Source organism: Streptomyces sp. AC1-42W, assembly GCF_003248355.1.
Classification (GTDB): domain Bacteria; phylum Actinomycetota; class Actinomycetes; order Streptomycetales; family Streptomycetaceae; genus Streptomyces.
Genome location: NZ_QKWY01000001.1, coordinates 1,496,888 through 1,514,511 on the forward strand (window position 1 = coordinate 1,496,888; position 17,624 = coordinate 1,514,511).

At 73.8% G+C, this 17,624-nt stretch carries 11 protein-coding genes; 6 read left to right on the plus strand and 5 right to left on the minus strand.

All coding sequences use genetic code 11. The annotated features are described in order from the left end of the window. Positions 1–14 precede the first annotated feature (14 nt). From eccCa to DNK56_RS06850, 4 genes are all read right to left on the minus strand, one after another. A complete protein-coding gene (gene eccCa / locus DNK56_RS06835) occupies positions 15–4,025 on the minus strand; it encodes a type VII secretion protein EccCa (protein WP_111331413.1) in 4,011 nt (1,336 codons plus the stop codon). Between the two features lie 97 nt (positions 4,026–4,122). Beyond that, positions 4,123–5,256, minus strand: a complete 1,134-nt coding sequence (locus DNK56_RS06840; protein ID WP_111331415.1) for a MinD/ParA family ATP-binding protein — start codon at positions 5,254–5,256, stop codon at positions 4,123–4,125. Between the two features lie 46 nt (positions 5,257–5,302). Beyond that, a complete protein-coding gene (eccD, locus tag DNK56_RS06845; protein ID WP_111331417.1) occupies positions 5,303–6,643 on the minus strand; it encodes a type VII secretion integral membrane protein EccD in 1,341 nt (446 codons plus the stop codon). Between the two features lie 119 nt (positions 6,644–6,762). Next, complete coding sequence (locus DNK56_RS06850) at positions 6,763–7,029, minus strand: hypothetical protein (protein WP_111331419.1); 267 nt, start codon at positions 7,027–7,029, stop codon at positions 6,763–6,765. 221 nt (positions 7,030–7,250) lie between these two features. Between DNK56_RS06850 and speB the strand changes: the two genes are divergently transcribed. The 4 genes from speB (at position 7,251) to DNK56_RS06870 (ending at position 14,871) form a co-directional block, all read left to right on the plus strand. Next, the gene (speB, locus tag DNK56_RS06855) at positions 7,251–8,219 is read left to right on the plus strand and encodes an agmatinase (RefSeq protein WP_111331421.1); all 969 of its coding nucleotides are present in this window, start codon (positions 7,251–7,253) and stop codon (positions 8,217–8,219) included. Next, positions 8,216–9,901, plus strand: a complete 1,686-nt coding sequence (locus tag DNK56_RS06860; protein ID WP_111331423.1) for a thiamine pyrophosphate-binding protein — start codon at positions 8,216–8,218, stop codon at positions 9,899–9,901. The genes speB and DNK56_RS06860 overlap by 4 nt, the downstream gene beginning before the upstream one ends. 134 nt (positions 9,902–10,035) lie before the next feature. Further along, on the plus strand, positions 10,036–10,995 hold the full coding sequence (locus DNK56_RS06865; protein WP_111331425.1) for a serine hydrolase: 960 nt from the start codon (positions 10,036–10,038) through the stop codon (positions 10,993–10,995). A gap of 114 nt (positions 10,996–11,109) precedes the next feature. Next, complete coding sequence (locus DNK56_RS06870; RefSeq protein WP_111331427.1) at positions 11,110–14,871, plus strand: ABC transporter ATP-binding protein; 3,762 nt, start codon at positions 11,110–11,112, stop codon at positions 14,869–14,871. Here DNK56_RS06870 and DNK56_RS06875 read toward each other — a convergent pair whose 3' ends face one another. Continuing rightward, on the minus strand, positions 14,872–15,363 hold the full coding sequence (locus DNK56_RS06875; RefSeq protein WP_111331429.1) for a hypothetical protein: 492 nt from the start codon (positions 15,361–15,363) through the stop codon (positions 14,872–14,874). 186 nt (positions 15,364–15,549) lie between these two features. Between DNK56_RS06875 and DNK56_RS06880 the strand changes: the two genes are divergently transcribed. Both DNK56_RS06880 and DNK56_RS06885 read left to right on the plus strand, forming a co-directional pair. Then, positions 15,550–15,966 (plus strand): hypothetical protein, encoded by a 417-nt coding sequence (locus DNK56_RS06880; RefSeq protein ID WP_111331431.1) that lies wholly within the window; start codon positions 15,550–15,552, stop codon positions 15,964–15,966. A gap of 133 nt (positions 15,967–16,099) precedes the next feature. Continuing rightward, positions 16,100–17,614, plus strand: coding sequence for a S28 family serine protease (locus DNK56_RS06885; protein WP_111331433.1), 1,515 nt, complete (start codon positions 16,100–16,102; stop codon positions 17,612–17,614). Positions 17,615–17,624: the final 10 nt, after the last annotated feature.

Here is a 17,624-nt window from a genome sequence, read left to right on the forward strand (position 1 = left end):
CGCCGGGGCGCGGGTCAGCGAGGCGCGTACACCGTCTGCATCAGCCGGTTCGGGCGCCCGCGCCGGATGAACACGCCCCGGCCGGCCGCCTGTTGCGAGGCGTACACACCGGGGAAGAGCTGGCCCTCGCTGCGGTCGCCGGACATGACCAGCGCCGAGGCCCCCGACTCGCGCAGGCTCTGCACCAGCGGCTCGTACATCCCGCGCGCCGCCCCCGCCACGCGCCGCGACAGCACGAAGTGCAGGCCGATGTCCATGGCCGAGGGGATGTACGGGAGGAACGCGGCCAGCGGCGACTGGCCCGCCGTCGTGAGCACGTCGTAGTCGTCCACCAGGACCACGATGCGCGGGCCCGCGCCCCAACTGCCCGGCTCCAGGTCCTCCAGCGGCGCGTTCTCGTCCGGCAGCCGCTTCTCCAGCTCCGAGGCGATGGCGGCCGAAAGGCCCATGCAGAGCTTGGAGTTGTACGCGTAGCCGCCGTTCAGCTCCTCCGGGACCACCCCGCGCAGCGAGCGCCGGGGGTCCATCACGGCGAAGACGAGGTCGTCCTCGCCGTAGCGGTGGGCCAGGCCCTCGGCGACCGTCCGCAGCAGGTTCGTCTTGCCGCACTCGCTGTCCCCGAGCACCAGCAGGTGCTGGTCGTGGCCGAAGAGGTCGAGCAGCACCGGGGCGAGGGCCGACTGGTCGAGCCCCAGCGGCACCCGCTCCGGTTCGGCCGCCGGGCTGGGCAGCAGCCGGGGCTCCAGCAGATGCGGCAGCACCCGTACGGGCTGGGCGACCTCGCCGTGCCAGGTGGCCCGGACCGTACGGGCCGCGCGCTCCAGGACGGCGCCCAGTTCCGCCGTCTCCGCGACCCCGTCCGTGCGGGGGAGGGCGACCTGTGCGAACAGTTTGCCGTCGGTGAGGACGCGGCCGGGCTCGTCGGGGGAGAGGGTCTCGGCGAGTTTGCGGTCGATGCTGGACTCGCCCGCGTCGTTGAGCCGCAGTTCGACGCGGGTGCCGAAGTTGGATTGGATGGCGATGCGCACGTCGTTCCAGCGGAGCATGCCGGCGACGACGTGGATGCCGTAGCCGCCGCCCCGCTTGAGGATGTCGGCGACCGCGTCGTCCAGCTCGTCGAAGTCGTCGCGCAGCGCGCCGAACCCGTCGACGACCAGGACGATCTCGGCGGAGGCCAGCTCCGGCAGCCGGCCCGCCGCGTGCAGGGTGCGCAGCTGCTCGACGGAGTCGATGCCGTGCTCGCGGAAGAGGTCCTCGCGCAGCGCGAGCATGGCGCGCACCTCCTCGACCGTGCGCGCGGCCCGCTCCCGGTCGGCGCGGCCCGCGACCCCGCCGACGTGCGGCAGCCCGACGAGGGCCTGGAGGCCGCCGCCGACGAGGTCGAGGCCGTACACGCCGACCTCCTGCGGGGTGTGCGTGAGCGCCAGCGACAGGACCAGGGTGCGCAGCAGGGTCGTCTTGCCGGACTGCGGCCCGCCGATGACGGCCGCGTGCCCGCCGGCCACCGTGAGGTCCAGGAGCCACTGCCCCTGCCACTGCTTGGCCGGGTCGTCCAGCAGGCCGAGCGGGACCAGGAGCGGGCCGCGCTGCCGGGTGCCCGGCCTGCCCGCGTCCGGCCGCACCCCGGTCAGCCGCATCCCGCGCGGCCCGGCGTCCAGCGGTCCGGCGACGGCGTCCAGGGTGAGGGCCGGGGGCAGCGGCGGCAGCCAGATGCTCCGTACGCCCGGTGCGGCGCCGGTCAGCTGGTCCACCATGACGCCGAGTTCGGTCGGCCCGGTCTCGCGGCGGCGGGCCGACGGCTCCCGTTCCCGCGCGGCGCTGTCGGGGCCGGCGAGCGTGTTGTACGCCTCGTAGGGCAGGACGAGCGGCCCGGTCTCCTCCGCGTCGGCGGTCCGTACGGGCCCCCGGTAGGCGCCGGAGACGTACCCCGCCTTGAAGCGGGTGTAGTGGCTGGTGTCCACCTTGAGGAAGCCGAAGCCGGGCAGCGGCGGCAGCTGGAAGGCGTCCGCGGTGTCCAGCACCATGCGCGACTCGTCGGCGGAGAAGGTGCGCAGCCCGAGCCGGTAGGAGAGGTAGGTCTCCAGACCTTTGAGCTTGCCGCTCTCGATGCGCTGACTGGACAGCAGCAGATGGACGCCGATGGAGCGGCCGATCCGGCCGATGGACAGGAACAGGTCGATGAAGTCCGGCTTGGCGGTGAGGAGTTCGCCGAACTCGTCGATCACCACGAACAGGTGCGGCAGCGGCTCCAGGTCCGGGCGCCGCTGGGCGCGCAGCGCCGCGTAGTCGCCGATGTCGGCCACGTTGCCCGCGTCCTTGAGCGCCTGCTGACGGCGCTTGACCTCGCCGGCGAGCGAGGAGTGGACGCGTTCGACCAGGCCCGCCTGGTTCTCCAGGTTGGTGATGACGCCCGCCACGTGCGGCAGGTCCGCGAAGGGGGCGAAGGTGGCGCCGCCCTTGTAGTCGACCAGGACCAGCGCCAGGTCCTGCGGCGGGTGGGTGGCGGCGAGACCGAGGACCAGGGTGCGCAGCAGCTCCGACTTGCCGGAGCCGGTCGCGCCGACGCACAGCCCGTGCGGGCCCATGCCCAGCTCGGAGGACTCCTTGAGGTCGAGCAGGACCGGCTCGTGGGCGTCGCTGATCCCGATCGGCACCCGCAGGAAGGCGCGTTCGCCGCGCGGCGCCCACAGCCGGTCGAGGTCCAGCGCCGCCACGTCCTGGATGCCGAGCATCGCGGCGAACTCGACGGGCCCGGCCAGCGGGGCGTCCACCAGGGACTCGGCGGACAGCCGCAGCGGCGCGAGCATCCGGGCCAGGCCCTCGGCGAACGGCACCCCGACCTCGTCCACCGTGCCGTGCGACTCGACGCTCTCCGTGCCGCGCAGGTCCTCCACGACCACGTCCGTGCCGTCCACGGTGAGGCGGACACCGACGTGGTCCGGCTCCTGGACCCTGCGTTCGAGGAGATGGATCACGGTCACGCCCATCTCGCGCAGCCCCACGGCGTCGTCCGGGCGCGGCAGTTCGACCGCGTCCTCGCCGTGGCCGTCGCCGATGACCAGCAGCCGGGAGTTCATCGCGAGCGCGTCCCGGCCGGCCAGGCCCCGGCGCACCTCGGCGGCGTAGGACGCGCGGCGGCGCAGCTCCGGGCCGAGCAGCCGGGCGAGCTGCGGGGCGGAGGGGGCGATGCGGCGGGCGGCGACCGGGCCGTCGGACTGCTCGGGGTCGAGCAGATGCGGCAGCCACTTGGTCCATTCCCAGTCGGCCGCCCGCTCGCCGGGGGCGGCGATCGCGATCCCCACGTCGTCCGGCGCGTGCAGGGCGGCGGCCTGGACGAGCAGGGCGCGTACGACCCGCAGGCAGTCCTCGCGGGGCCCGACCACGCTGACGTTGCCGGCCCGGTCCAGCGGGACGGTCAGGGGTAGTTCGGTGCCGTTGCGGAACCGGTTCACCAGGGCCGACGCCTCGTTGAGCATGAACAGGTCGGGCGGGGTGAGGACGGAGGAGCCCTGCTCGCCGATCCGCAGGTCGCGCAGCGGCATCTCGCCGGTGCCGGCCCGTATCCGCAGGAAGTCGTCGTCGGCCCTGCGCCGTTCCCAGAGCCGGGCCGGGTCGCGCACGACGTCGTACAGGGCGTACGGGGACGGGTTCAGCACGTCCGCCCGCTCGCGCCGGACCCGCTCCTCGGCGGACAGCTCCTCGCGCAGGTCCTCCACGTAGGCGAGGTACGCCTCGCGCTGGGTGCGGCGGGTGCGCTGGGCCTTGCCGCGCTGGGAGAGCAGCAGGACGGCCGAGCCGATGACGGTGACGACGAGGATGATCGCGCCGAGCCCGGCGAACTGGCTGTTGCGGACCACCGTCATCATCACCACGGACGACATCACCCCGGCGACCGGGAGCAGCGACATCGCGATGTTCCCGGACTTGCCCTCGGGCAGGTTGGGCGGCGCCTCGACGGTGCGCGGCTCGGAGTCGGCCGGCGGGCGCGTGGTGCGGGCGGGGCGGTGGATCAGGCGGGTGCTCATCGGCTCCGTCCGGGGGTCGCGGCCGGGTGGGCGTGGGCGTACGGGCATGGCGTCGCGCGGCGGACGGGAGGCGGGGGACAGGCCCTCGGTTCCGGGTTCACCGGCGCTTCCGGGACAGTTCGAAGACCTCGGCGGCGAGGTGGGTGGCGGCCAGCCGGGCGGGCCGGGACAGGAGGTCGGTGCGCAGCCGGCCGCCGGCCGCGAGGTGCCGGTCGTGGGGCAGGACGTGGACGCGCGCGCCGGTCGTCGCGAGGCGTTCGGCGGCCGCTTCGACGTCGATGCCGGGGCGCGGGCTCATGACGGAGAGCGCGACGACGGTCCCCTCGATGACGTGCGGGGGGAGGGACCGCAGCCATTCGAGCACGGCGTAGGTGCCGGCCACCCCGTCCAGGGTGGCGGGCGCCGCCAGTACGCGGGCCTGCGCGGCGGACAGCGCGGCGCGGGCGACCTCGGCGGGCAGCGTCTCGCAGTCCACCACGGTCACGCCGAAGTAGCGGCGCAGGGCGACCATGACCCGTTCGTACGTGACGGTGTCGACCATCGCCCCGATCCGGCCCTGGCTGCCGGGCAGCAGCCAGGCGTTGTCCGGGAGCTGGACGAGGTAGCCGGTGATGTCGAGGAGCGACATCTGCGGTGCCACGATGTCCGCCAGGTCGGCGGTGGTCCACCGCAGCGAGGCGGCGCCCAGCCGCAGCGGCAGCGAGCCGAGGGCCGGGTCGGCCTCCACGAGCAGGACCGGGTCCTGGCGGTAGTGCGCGTACGTGGTGCCCAGCAGGGCGGTCACCGTGGTCTTGCCGGCGCCGCCCCGGATGGACGTGACCGCGATCTGCCGCCCCGTCGTGACGGGTCGCTGGAGCACTTCGGCGGTACGGGTGAGGACGGCGACCTCGCGGGACGCGGACCCGGAGACGATCCGGCGCAGGGCGCGCGCTCCCCGTACGACGGCGGGCTCACCGCGCGTGGGGCGCCGCGCGACGGCGGCCATGGCGGTGTCGAGGGCGGGCAGCGAGTCGGGGGCGGCGGGCCGCGCCGGCCGCGCGGACGCGGCGGGGGCCGGGGCGTGGGGCTGCTCCGGCACGGCGGGCCGGGGCCGCTCGGTGGCGGCCGGGGCGGCGGGGGCCGGACGCGGCGACGGCGCGGGGGCCGCCGGGCCCGGGGTGTCCGCAGGGTCCGCCGGGCCCCGCAGGTCGCGCAGGATGTCGTGCTGCCAGTTGTGGTCCGCGTTCGGCATGTCGTCGCTTTCTCCCGGAGCGCCCGCGTCGTCGTGTCGGGGGTGGTCAGAACTTGTTCAGCAGTTGTCCGTAGACGCCGAACACCCCGACGGCGAGCGGGAAGAGCCCCACCACGCCGATGGATTCGATGAGGTCCGCCGTCCGCCGCAGCCGGACCCGTACGTGCTCCGGGGGCTCCGCCACCAGCGCGAGCAGCGGCAGGAGCGCCGCCGCGCACAGGGCCGCGATCGGCCCCGCGCCCCCGGAGTGGTCCAGCCACAGCACCACCAGCCGCACCGCGACGAACGCGGCGGCGGCGAACAGCGCCACCACCTCCGCGACCAGCGGGAACGCCCGCGCCCTGGACAGCAGCACCACCGCGACCAGGCAGGCCAGCAGCACCGTCCACACCGTCGGCCGGTCCGCCGAGGTGAGCAGGACGCCCCCGGCGGCGGCCGACACCGCCGTGACCAGGGTCGCCAGGGCGAGGCCCCGGTGCGTGGCGGCCAGCGCGTTGCGCACGTCGTGGCGGCTGACGGAGGCGCCGCCCGAGCGCCGGTCGTCCAGCGCGGTGAGGCCCGACGCCATCAGGGCGAGCCGGGGCAGCAGACCGAGCAGCACGACGGAGAACACGGCCATCACGGCGCCGAGCCGGGCCGGGCCCGAAGCGGCGGCGGCGACGGCCTCCCAGACCCCGGTCAGCACGGCCGTGGCCAGCGCGCCGATCAGGCCGCCCCGGCCCAGCGGAGTCAGCAGCCCCAGTAGGGCGAGCGAGAGGGCGAGGGCCCCGGCGACGGCGGCGAGCCGCAGCGCGCCCGGCCAGTCGTGGGCGTCGGCCGCGGTCCAGGCGCCGAGCACTCCGAGCCCGGCGCCGAGCAGGAGCAGCGCGGTCGCCGGCGCGTGGTGGCCGCGCCCGATCCGGGCGACCAGCGCCCCGGCCGCCAGCAGCAGGACCGTGACGCCCGCCAGCGCGCCGGCCAGGGCGCCCAGCGGGAACTCCCGGCGGGCGAGCAGTGCGGCGGCCACCGCGAAGACCACGGCCGCCACCCCGGCGGTGACCCGGCGGGCGGCCGGGCGCCAGCGCCACGCCTGGAGGTCCAGGCTGTCGGCCACCTGGTCGGTGACGTCGTGGACCACCGGCGCGGGCGGGGCGGCGTGGATGCGGACGAGCCGCAGGACGGCGCCGTCGCCGACGCCGGCGGAGGCCAGGGTGGAGTCGTGCGGCAGGGCCGAGCCGTCGGCGGTGAGCAGCTGCCTGGTCAGGGGACGCGAGGCGGCCCGGTCGTCGAGCAACCGGAGGATGTCCGGAAGGAGCTGCCCCACCGGGGTGTCGGAGGGCAGGACGAGATCGGCGCGGCGCCGCTCGCCGACCAGGGTCACCCGGCTCATCTCGGCACGGGACGTCATTGCCGTACTCACTGGCGAAACCCCATCGTCGTGACTTCTCGGAACTCCATGACCGGTCCAGGACCGGATTCCAGACCCGGATTCCAGGCTCGGATCGCAGGACCGGTGGGACGGCGGCGTCAGCGGGCCGGAAGGCCGTACTGCTGGGACTGCCGCTGCCGCTGTTCCTGCTCGGCCCTCTGCTTGTCCAGGGTGTGCTGGAGGAAGGACCAGCCGACGCAGCCGGCGCACAGCACGGCGGTGATCGCGATCCCCGCGAAGACCTTGCCCAGGCGCTCGTCCGCCGTGCGCCGCGCGCGTCCGGTACCGAACAGCAGCGCGTCCCGCATCCGGCGGCGGCGTACGCCCACCGACTCCAGCAGCTGGCTGTCGTAATCCCGCGCCATGCATCCCCCCTTTGCCACTGCAACATATGTCACATGAAGCGATGATCGGCACACCGGGTGGCCGGATCGGGGCGGGTACGGCGCGGGAGCGCCCGGGACCGGCGGGGCGGCGCGATTCATCCGTTCCGGTGGGTCAGTGGACGAAACGTACACTTCAGTCCGGCCCCGAGGCCGCCTAGCGTCGCTCCGGCACATCGCATCCGAGGAAGGGCACACCGCTCATGACCAGCAACGAGACGCCGCGCGGACCCGTCGACTCCTCACGCGTACCCCGCTACGCCGGGCCCGCGACGTTCGCCCGGCTGCCCCGCCTGGACGAGGTCGGCACGGCGGACGTCGCCGTCGTCGGGGTGCCGTTCGACTCGGGCGTCTCCTACCGGCCCGGCGCCCGCTTCGGCGGGAACGCCATCCGCGAGGCGTCACGGCTGCTGCGCCCCTACAACCCGGCGCAGGACGCCTCCCCGTTCGCCCTCGCGCAGGTCGCCGACGCCGGGGACATCGCGGCCAACCCGTTCCACATCGAGGAGGCCGTGGAGACCGTCGAGGCCGCCGCCGACGCGCTGCTGGACACCGGCGCCCGGCTGATGACGCTCGGCGGCGACCACACCATCGCGCTGCCGCTGCTGCGCTCCGTCGCCAAGAAGCACGGACCGGTCGCGCTGCTCCACTTCGACGCCCACCTCGACACCTGGGACACCTACTTCGGCGCCGCCTACACCCACGGCACCCCGTTCCGCCGGGCCGTCGAGGAGGGCATCCTCGACACCTCGGCGCTCTCCCACGTCGGCACCCGGGGCCCGCTCTACGGCAAGCAGGACCTCACCGACGACGCCAAGATGGGCTTCGGGATCGTCACCTCCGCCGACGTGATGCGGCGCGGCGTGGACGAGATCACCGACCAGCTGCGCCGGCGCATCGGCGACCGGCCGCTGTACATCTCCATCGACATCGACGTGCTCGACCCGGCGCACGCCCCCGGCACCGGCACCCCCGAGGCCGGCGGCCTCACCTCCCGCGAACTCCTTGAGATCGTGCGCGGCCTGTCCTCCTGCCGGCTGGTCTCCGCCGACCTGGTCGAGGTCGCCCCCGCGTACGATCACGCGGAGATCACCTCCGTCGCCGCCTCGCACACCGCGTACGAGCTGACGACGATCATGACCCGCCAGATCGCGGAGGCCCGGCAGAGTTGAGTCACGACCACCACGACGAGCGGCCCGAGCTCACCCCGGCGCAGATCGAGGCCGCGCTGAATCCTCCACCCGGGCGCACCGGCGGCGACCTCGTCGTCGAGACGCTGCGCGGCCTCGGCGCGACCACCGTCTTCGGGCTGCCCGGACAGCACGCGCTCGCGCTGTTCGACGCGCTGCGCCGCTCGCCGCTGGAGTACGTGGGCCTGCGCGTCGAGAACAACGCGGGCTTCGCCGCCGACGGCTACGGCCGGATCACCGGCGAGGCCGCCCCGCTGTTCCTGTCCACCGGGCCCGGCGCGCTGACCTCGCTCGCCGCGCTCCAGGAGGCCGCGGCCGCCTCCGCGCCCGTCCTCGCCGTCTCCGCCCAGGTCCCCGTCCGGGGCCTCGGCGGCGGCCGGCACGGCATGCTGCACGAACTGCGCGACCAGCAGGCGTCGTTCCGGGACGTGGTGAAGTCCGTCCACACCGTGCGGACCGCCTCGCAGATCCCCTCCGCGATCGCCGCCGCCTGGGAGTCCGCGCTGACGGCCCCGCACGGCCCCGTCTGGGTCGAGATCCCGCAGGACGTCCTGGAGGCGGCGACCTCGCTGCCCGTCGTGCTCGCCCCGGACGCCACCCCGCGCGCACTCCACGCCCGCCCGGAACTGATCGCCGTCGCCGCCGACCTGCTGTCCGGCGCCGAGCGCCCGGCGGTCCTCGCCGGCGGCGGGGTCGTACGCGCCGACGCCGCCGGCAAGCTGCGCGCGCTGGCCGAGAGGCTCGACGCCCCGGTCGTCACCACGTACGGCGGCAAGGGCGCCTTCCCGCACGAGCACCCGCTCTCGCTCCGGTCGTGGGTGGAGGACCGGCACGTCACGGACTTCCTGGAGGACGCCGACGTCCTGCTCGTCGTCGGCTCCGGACTGGGCGAACTCTCCTCGAACTACTACACCTTCGCCCCGCGCGGCCGGGTGATCCAGATCGAGGCGGACGCCGGCAAGCTGGAGGCCAACCTCCCGGCGCTCGGCATCCACGCGGACGCCCGCGACGCGCTCGCCGACCTCCTCGACGCGGTCGCCCCGCGCACCGACCCGGCCGCCGCCACCCGCGTCACCGCCGTCCTCGACCGCGTACGGGACCGGATCGCCGGCCAGGGGCGCGACCTGGAACAGCGGCTCCTGGCCGCGATCCGGACCGCCCTGCCCGACGCCTCGCCCAGCTTCTGGGACATGACGATCCTCGGCTACTGGGCCTGGGCCGCGTTCGACGCCCGCCGCCCGAACACCATGCACTCCGCCCAGGGCGCGGGCGGCCTCGGCTACGCCTACCCGGCGGCGCTCGGCGCGGCGGTGGCCGACCCGACGCGGCCGGTCCTCGCGGTCTCCGGCGACGGCGGCGCGATGTACTCGCTGGCGGAACTGGCCACCGCCCGGCAGTACAACCTCCCGGTCACCTGGCTGATCGTGGACGACGGCGGCTACGGCATCCTGCGCGAGTACCTGACCGGTGCCTTCGGCGAGACCACCGGCACGGAGCTGGCCCGGCCCGACTTCGTGGCCCTCGCCGAGTCGTTCGGCGTGCCCGCCGTGCGGACGAGCCCCGAGACGCTCGCCGCGGACCTGGCGGAGGCGTTCGGACGGCCCGGCCCCTCGGTCGTCGTCCTCCCGGCCCTGCTGAAGATGTTCGAGCCGACCCACCTGTAGAGGACCCACCTGTGACGGGCCCCGCCGGGATCCCGGTGGCGCGTACAACCTTCCGGGCGCCCGTGAGTCATCACTTGCGGGCGTGCCGGGGGGGCCGCCCGGACCACGCCCGGATCACTCAGGGGGAACGCACCATGACCACGTCCCGTACCGCCGCCCGCGCCCGCGCCGCGCTCTGTGCCGCCGTCGCCGCCGGGGTCCTCGCACCCATAACCTTCGCGGCGGCGCCCGCGTCCGCCGCGACCGCGAAGGTGAGCTGCACCTCCGGCCGGGCCGGCCTCGCCGCGAAGCTCTCCAAGGACATCACCGCCGCGCTCAAGGGCCGCAAGTCGACCGTGTCCGTCGCGCTCTACGACCGGCGCACCAAGACCACCTGCACCCTCCGCGCCACCGCCAAGTACGACTCCGCGAGCATAGTGAAGGCGACCGTGCTCGCCACGCTCCTGTGGGACAACGCCAAGCGCGGCCGCCACCTCACCCAGCGCGAGATCGACCTCAGCACCCGGATGATCACCAAGTCCGACAACGACGCCACCACCGCCCTGTGGAAGCAGCTCGGCGTCGGCAAGGTCAAGGCCTTCCTCAAGGCGGCCGGAATGACCCACACCGTCCCCGGCTCCGGCGGCTACTGGGGCCTGACCCAGATCACCGCCCAGGACCAGCAGCGGCTGCTCTCCCTGCTCACCTCGAAGAACTCCGTGCTCACCGCCGGCTCCCGCACCTACGAGCTGGGCCTGATGAAGAAGGTCGTCGCCTCGCAGCGCTGGGGCACCCCGGCCGGCGCCCGACCCGGCACCACGGTCCAGGTCAAGAACGGCTGGCTCCAGCGCTCCACGCACGGCTGGCGGGTGCACAGCATCGGCGCCTTCACCGGCAACCGCCACGACTACGCGCTCACCGTCCTCACCCAGGACAACAAGACGATGAGCGACGGCGTGAACACCATCCAGGCCGTGGCCCGCGTCGTCCACACGGACCTCAACCCGCGCATCATGCACGCCGCGACCTTCACCGTCCCCGCCGCCCCGCAGGAAGCCCTCCCGCCGGTCCCGGAGGCCCCCGCCGGCCGCATGTTCACCGCCCGGCTCCGCTAGCGACCCGCCGTACGGGACCTACGACCAAGGTCTCGTCTTCATTGCGGCGGGATGAAATCCGCAGCCCACCGCGTTGGTGCCTTCCGTCGGATCAGGTCGGACGGGAGGCACCGGGTGGCGGGCACACGGGACGCGGACACACGGGACGCGGGGCACGGGCAGCACAGCGGCTGGGCGCGCAGACTGAGCGGCTACGCCTGGCGCTACCGGCGCAACGTCCTGCTGGCGCTCGGCTCCTCGCTGGGCGGCATGGCCGTGATGGCCCTCGTCCCGCTCCTCACCAAGGTCATCATCGACGACGTGGTCGTCGGCCACACCCGCTCCCTGGCCGTCTGGACCGGACTGCTGATCGCCGCGGCCGTCGTCGTCTACGCCTTCACGTACATCCGCCGCTACTACGGCGGCCGGCTCGCCCTCGACGTCCAGCACGACCTGCGTACGGGCATGTACGCGTCCATCGCCCGGCTCGACGGCAGACGCCAGGACGAACTGTCCACCGGACAGGTCGTCGGCCGCGCCACCAGCGACCTCCAGCTCATCCAGGGTCTGCTCTTCATGCTCCCGATGACCATCGGGAACGTCCTGCTCTTCCTGATCTCCCTGGTGATCATGGCGTGGCTGTCGCCGCTGCTGACCCTCGTCGCCGTCGCCGTCGCCCCCGCCCTCTGGTACATCGCCCGCCGCTCCCGCACCCGCCTCTTCCCCGCCACCTGGTACGCCCAGTCGCAGGCGGCCGCCGTCGCCGGCGTCGTGGACGGGGCCGTCTCCGGCGTCCGCGTCGTCAAGGGCTTCGGCCAGGAGGAGCAGGAGACCGGCAAGTTGCGCGAGGTCGGCCGCAAGCTGTTCGCCGGCCGGCTGCGCACCATCCGGCTGAACGCCCGCTACACCCCGGCCCTCCAGTCCGTGCCCGCGCTCGGCCAGGTCGCCATGCTCGCCCTCGGCGGCTGGCTGGCCACCCGCGGCGAGATCACCCTCGGCACGTTCGTCGCGTTCTCCACATACCTCGCCCAGCTCGTCGGCCCGGTCCGGATGCTCGCCATGGTCCTCACCGTCGGCCAGCAGGCCCGCGCCGGCGTGGAACGCGTCCTGGAACTCATCGACACCGAACCCACCCTCACCGACGGCACCAAGGAACTGCCCGCCGACGCCCCGGCGAGCGTCGAGTTCGAGGACGTGCGGTTCGGCTACGACGAGGACCGCCCCGTCCTGGACGGCTTCTCGCTCACCATCGAACCCGGCGAGACCGTCGCCGTCGTCGGCGCCTCCGGCAGCGGCAAGTCCACCGTCTCCCTGCTGCTGCCCCGCTTCTACGACGTCTCGCACGGCGCCGTCCTCGTCGGCGGCCACGACGTGCGGGAACTGACCCTCGACTCGCTGCGCGCCGCCATCGGACTCGTCCCCGAGGACAGCTTCCTGTTCTCCGACACCGTCCGCGCCAACATCGCCTACGGGCTGCCCGGCGCCACCGACGAACAGATAGCACAGGCCGCCCGCTCCGCCCAGGCCGACCGGTTCATCGCCGAACTGCCCCACGGCTACGACACCAAGGTCGGCGAGCACGGGCTCACCCTCTCCGGCGGCCAGCGCCAGCGCATCGCGCTCGCCCGCGCCATCCTCACCGACCCCCGCCTCCTCGTCCTCGACGACGCCACCTCCGCCGTGGACGCCCGCGTCGAGCACGAGATCCACGAGGCGCTGCGCCAGGTGATGGCCGGACGCACCACCCTCCTCATCGCCCACCGCCGCTCCACCCTCAACCTCGCCGACCGGATCGCCGTCCTGGAGAACGGCCGGCTCGCCGACCTCGGCACCCACGAGGAACTGGAACGCCGCTGCCCGCTCTACCGGCGCCTGCTCACCGACCCGGACGAGCTGGGCGCGCCCTCGCCCGGCCACCGCCCGGCCGCCGTGGCGAAGGCCGTCGAGGACCCCGCGCGCGACCGCGCCCTCCAGGAGGAGATCGACGCCGAGTTCGACGCCGAGCGCGGCATCACCCCCGAGCTGTGGGTGCGCCGCGAGGAGGGCCGCGGCACCGACACGGCGGGCACCCCGGCCACCCCGGAGCTGCTCGCCCAGGTGGCGGCCCTGCCCCCGGCGACCGACACGCCGGACGTGGACGAGGCCCGTGCCGTGCACGCCGAGGACTCCTACGGGCTGCGCAGGCTGCTGCGCGGCTTCGGGCTGCCGCTGCTGGTGAGCCTGGGCCTGGTCGCCGTGGACGCGGGGGCCGGGCTGCTGCTGCCGGTGCTGATCAGGAACGGCATCGACGACGGGGTCACCAAGCTGGCCCTGGGCGCGGTGTGGACGGCGTCCGCCGTCGCGCTGGTCGTCGTCCTCGTGCAGTGGGCGGCCCAGATCGGCGAGACCCGGATGACCGGCCGCACCGGCGAGCGGGTGCTGTACGCGCTGCGGCTGAAGATCTTCGCCCAGCTCCAGCGCCTGGGGCTCGACTACTACGAGCGCGAGCTGACCGGCCGCATCATGACCCGGATGACGACCGACGTGGACGCGCTGTCCACGTTCCTGCAGACCGGCCTGGTCACCGCCTTCGTCTCCGTGGTCACCTTCCTCGGCATCATGGTCGCGCTGCTGGTCCTCGACGTGGAGCTGGCGCTCGTCGTCTTCGCGACGCTGCCGCTGCTCGTCGTCGGGACGATCTTCTTCCGCCGCAAGAGCGTCAAGGCGTACGAGCTGGCCCGTGAGCGGATCGGGGTCGTCAACGCCGACCTCCAGGAATCCGTCGCCGGGCTGCGGATCGTGCAGGCGTTCCGCCGCGAGCGGGACGGCGCCGAGCGCTACGCCGCCCGCAGCGACGAGTACCGCGAGGCGCGGGTGCGCGGACAGTGGCTGATCTCGGTCTACTTCCCGTTCGTCCAGCTGCTGTCCTCGGTGGCCGCCGCGGCCGTGCTGATCGTCGGCGCGGGCCGGGTGGACGACGGCACGCTCACGGCGGGCGCGCTGGTGGCCTATCTGCTCTACATCGACCTGTTCTTCGCGCCCGTGCAGCAGCTCTCCCAGGTCTTCGACGGCTACCAGCAGGCCGCCGTCTCCCTCGGCCGCATCCAGGAGCTCCTGCGCGAACCGGCGTCCACCACCGACCGGGGCGAGACGCGCGAGGTGACCGAGCTGCGCGGCGAGATCGCCTTCGAGGACGTGTCGTTCGCGTACGGGGACGAGGAGGCCGCCCTCCGGGGCGTCGACCTGCGCATCCCGGCGGGCCAGACCGTGGCGTTCGTCGGTGAGACCGGGGCCGGCAAGTCCACCCTGGTCAAGCTGGTCGCCCGGTTCTACGACCCCACGGAGGGCCGGGTCACGGTGGACGGCACCGATCTGCGCGGCCTCGGGCTCACCGCGTACCGGCGCCGGCTCGGCGTCGTCCCGCAGGAGGCGTACCTCTTCGCGGGCACGCTGCGGGACGCCATCGCCTACGGGCGCCCGGACGCCTCCGACGCGCAGGTGGAGGCGGCGGCGCGGGCGGTCGGCGCACACGACATGATCGCCACGCTGGACGGCGGCTACCTCCACGAGGTGGCCGAGCGGGGCCGCAACCTGTCGGCCGGTCAGCGCCAGCTGATCGCGCTCGCCCGCGCCGAACTCGTGGACCCCGACATCCTGTTGCTCGACGAGGCCACCGCCTCGCTCGACCTGGCCAGCGAGGCCCTGGTGAATCAGGCGACCGACCGGCTCGCGGGCCGGCGCACCACGCTCGTGGTCGCCCACCGCCTGACCACCGCCGCGCGTGCCGACCGGGTCGTGGTGATGGACCACGGCCGGGTGGTCGAGGACGGCACGCACGGCGAACTCCTCGCCCGCGACGGGCACTACGCGGTGCTGTGGCGCACGTTCATAGGGGAGGACGAGCCGGCCGGGGTGTGATCAGTCGCCCTCGCGGATGCCGGAGATCTTCCCCGTCGCGAGGTCGGAGCGCACGGTCACATAGGTGTACGAGGGGTCGTCGGGGGTGCCCCAGGTGAGGCGGACCGTGGACCAGGTGTGGCCGGCGCCGCTGTGTCCGGCGGTGACCCGGTGGTCCACCGGGACGTCCTGGGCGAGCAGCACCCCGTCGGCGTGGTGGGCCGCCTCCCAGTCGCGGAGGCGGTCGCGCAGCGCGGGGGTGAGGTAGAAGCCGCGCAGCGCGGTGGCCAGCGAGCCCCCGTCCTCGGCGGCCGCGGCGTCGATGTACGCGGCGTAGAAGTGGTCGACGAGCCGGGACTCCTGCGTGGAGGTCTCGTCGCGGACGGGCGCCGTCCGGTCCGCCGCGCGCGGGGCCGCGGCGGCGGAGGGGACGGCCAGGGCGGTGGCGGCCAGGAGGGCGGCGGCGAGCAGCGTACGGCCGCGGGGGCGCCGGGCCGAGCCGATTCGGGTCATGGCGGTTCCTGCCTTTCGTGGGGGTCTGTCCTGCCGGGGTCCATGGTGGGCCGGGGGCGTCCCGGGCATATGCCGGACCCGCCGAACGCAACCTCTCCGTGGCCTCCGGCGTCGTACGCAGGTACACACCTATGCGCCCAGGTGTCGGATTCGGGCGCAGATGTTCGACGAAGTGATGGGGCTGCGGTGACCAGAGGGACAGTAGGACACGCCTGTGGCGCACGGCGCGGGCTGTGCCGCCGCTTCGCGGCGCTCACCCTGGCGACGGCCTTCGCACTGGTTCTCGGTGGGGCGGTCGCGGGCAGCGCGGACGCGGCCTCGGTGTGCGCCGGGCGCCCCCGCACGACGGTGAAGTTCGCGACGGGCGAGCTGCGCGTGTACAAGTCCCGTGCCTATGCCTGCGCCACCGCGGTCGCCGCCAAACCCGGCAAGCGCCGCCCGATGGCCGTGACCATCCAGCCGCGCGGCGGCCACCCCGTCACGGACAGCGGGCGCTACACCCGCCAGGCAGGCCCGGTGACCGTCCACGCGCTCAACCGGTGCGTACGCGTCTCCGGCACGGTCGCGGGCAAGGGCAGCCGCACGAACTGGATTCTGTGCTGACCGGGTGACACCTCCTGGACCCCGGGCAAGGCGGTCTGGTGGCAGGCGTGTTGCCCCGCTAGGTTCACCGCGTCAGTTGTGGACCAAGAGGCGTCTCGCGGGATTCCGGAGACGTCTCAGGGGAGGACGCGTCATGCGCAAGGCGCTCAGAGGAATCCTGTCGCTCGCGGTGCTCATCGGCACGGTCGGCGCGACGGGAGCCTCGGCCGGGGCGGCCACCGCCGCCGGACCGGCCCCGCTCGGCACCGCAGCGAGCGACCGCGGCACGAGTACGGACATCAAGGACCGCATCCTGGCCATCCCGGGCATGCGTCTCGTCGAGGAGAAGCCTTCCCCAAGTTCTCAACTTCGTTCGAACAGGGGAGACCCCACTCCGGGCTACCGCTACTTCGTCCTCGAATACACCCAGCCCGTCGACCACCGCCGCCCGTGGAAGGGAACGTTCCAGCAGCGCCTCACCGTGCTGCACAAGGACACCTCCCGCCCCACGGTCTTCTACACCGGCGGCTACAACGTCTCCACCAACCCCAGCCGTTCCGAGCCCACCCGGATCGTGGACGGCAACCAGGTGTCGCTGGAGTACCGATTCTTCACTCCGTCGCGCCCCTCGCCCGCCGACTGGTCCAAGCTCGACATCTGGCAGGCGGCCAGCGACCAGCACCGGATCTTCACCGCGCTCAAGCGGATCTACTCCGAGAACTGGATCACCACCGGCGGCTCCAAGGGCGGCATGACCGCCACGTACTACGAGCGCTTCTACCCGAGGGACATGGACGGCGTCGTCGCGTACGTCGCCCCCAACGACGTGGTGAACAGGGAGGACTCCGCGTACGACCGCTTCTTCGCGCGCGTCGGCACGAAGGAGTGCCGCGACAAGCTGAGCGGCGTCCAGCGCCAGGCCCTGATCCGCCGGGGGCCGCTGGAGGAGATGTACGAGCAGTACGCGCGGGAGAACGGCTACACCTTCCGCACCACCGGCTCCCTGGACCGGGCGTACGAGGCCGTCGTCATGGACTACGTGTGGGCGTTCTGGCAGTACAGCCTCCTCGCCGACTGCGACCGCCTGCCGGCCGACGCGGCGAAGGCGAGCGACGAGGAGATCTGGAAGTCCGTCGACGCCATCTCCGGCTTCTCCGCCTACACCGACCAGGGCCTGGAGCGCTACACGCCGTACTACTACCAGGCCGGCACCCAGCTCGGTTCGCCGGACATCGAGCAGCCCTGGCTCGGTGACCTCAGCCGCTACGGCTACCAGCCGCCGCGCAACTTCGTCCCGCGCTCCATCCCGATGCGGTTCCGGCCGCGGGCGATGCGGGACGTCGACACCTGGGTGCGCCACCACGCCCGGAACATGCTGTACGTCTACGGCGAGAACGACCCGTGGGGCGCCGAGCGCTTCCGGCTCGGCGCGGGCGCCCGTGACAGCTACGTCTTCACGGTGCCCGGCGGGAACCACGGCTCGAACGTCGCGGGGCTGGTCCCCTCGGAGAACGCCACGGCCACGGCCGCCATCCTGCGCTGGGCGGGCGTCGCCCCGGCCGCCGTCCAGCAGGACGAGTCGAAGGCGAAGCCGCTCGCGAAGTTCGACGCCCGGCTGGACAACAAGGACCTGACGACGGATCACCGGCTCGGCGTCCGGCGCCCGTGAGCTGACTGAC

Excerpts from the sequence above, each read along its gene's own strand:
- eccCa (WP_111331413.1), bottom strand. The coding sequence starts at position 4,025 with ATGAGCACCCGCCTGATCCACCGCCCCGCCCGCACCACGCGCCCGCCG.
- DNK56_RS06840 (WP_111331415.1), bottom strand. The coding sequence starts at position 5,256 with ATGCCGAACGCGGACCACAACTGGCAGCACGACATCCTGCGCGACCTG.
- eccD (WP_111331417.1), bottom strand. The coding sequence starts at position 6,643 with ATGACGTCCCGTGCCGAGATGAGCCGGGTGACCCTGGTCGGCGAGCGG.
- DNK56_RS06850 (WP_111331419.1), bottom strand. The coding sequence starts at position 7,029 with ATGGCGCGGGATTACGACAGCCAGCTGCTGGAGTCGGTGGGCGTACGC.
- speB (WP_111331421.1), top strand. The coding sequence starts at position 7,251 with ATGACCAGCAACGAGACGCCGCGCGGACCCGTCGACTCCTCACGCGTA.
- DNK56_RS06865 (WP_111331425.1), top strand. The coding sequence starts at position 10,036 with ATGACCACGTCCCGTACCGCCGCCCGCGCCCGCGCCGCGCTCTGTGCC.
- DNK56_RS06875 (WP_111331429.1), bottom strand. The coding sequence starts at position 15,363 with ATGACCCGAATCGGCTCGGCCCGGCGCCCCCGCGGCCGTACGCTGCTC.
- DNK56_RS06885 (WP_111331433.1), top strand. The coding sequence starts at position 16,100 with ATGCGCAAGGCGCTCAGAGGAATCCTGTCGCTCGCGGTGCTCATCGGC.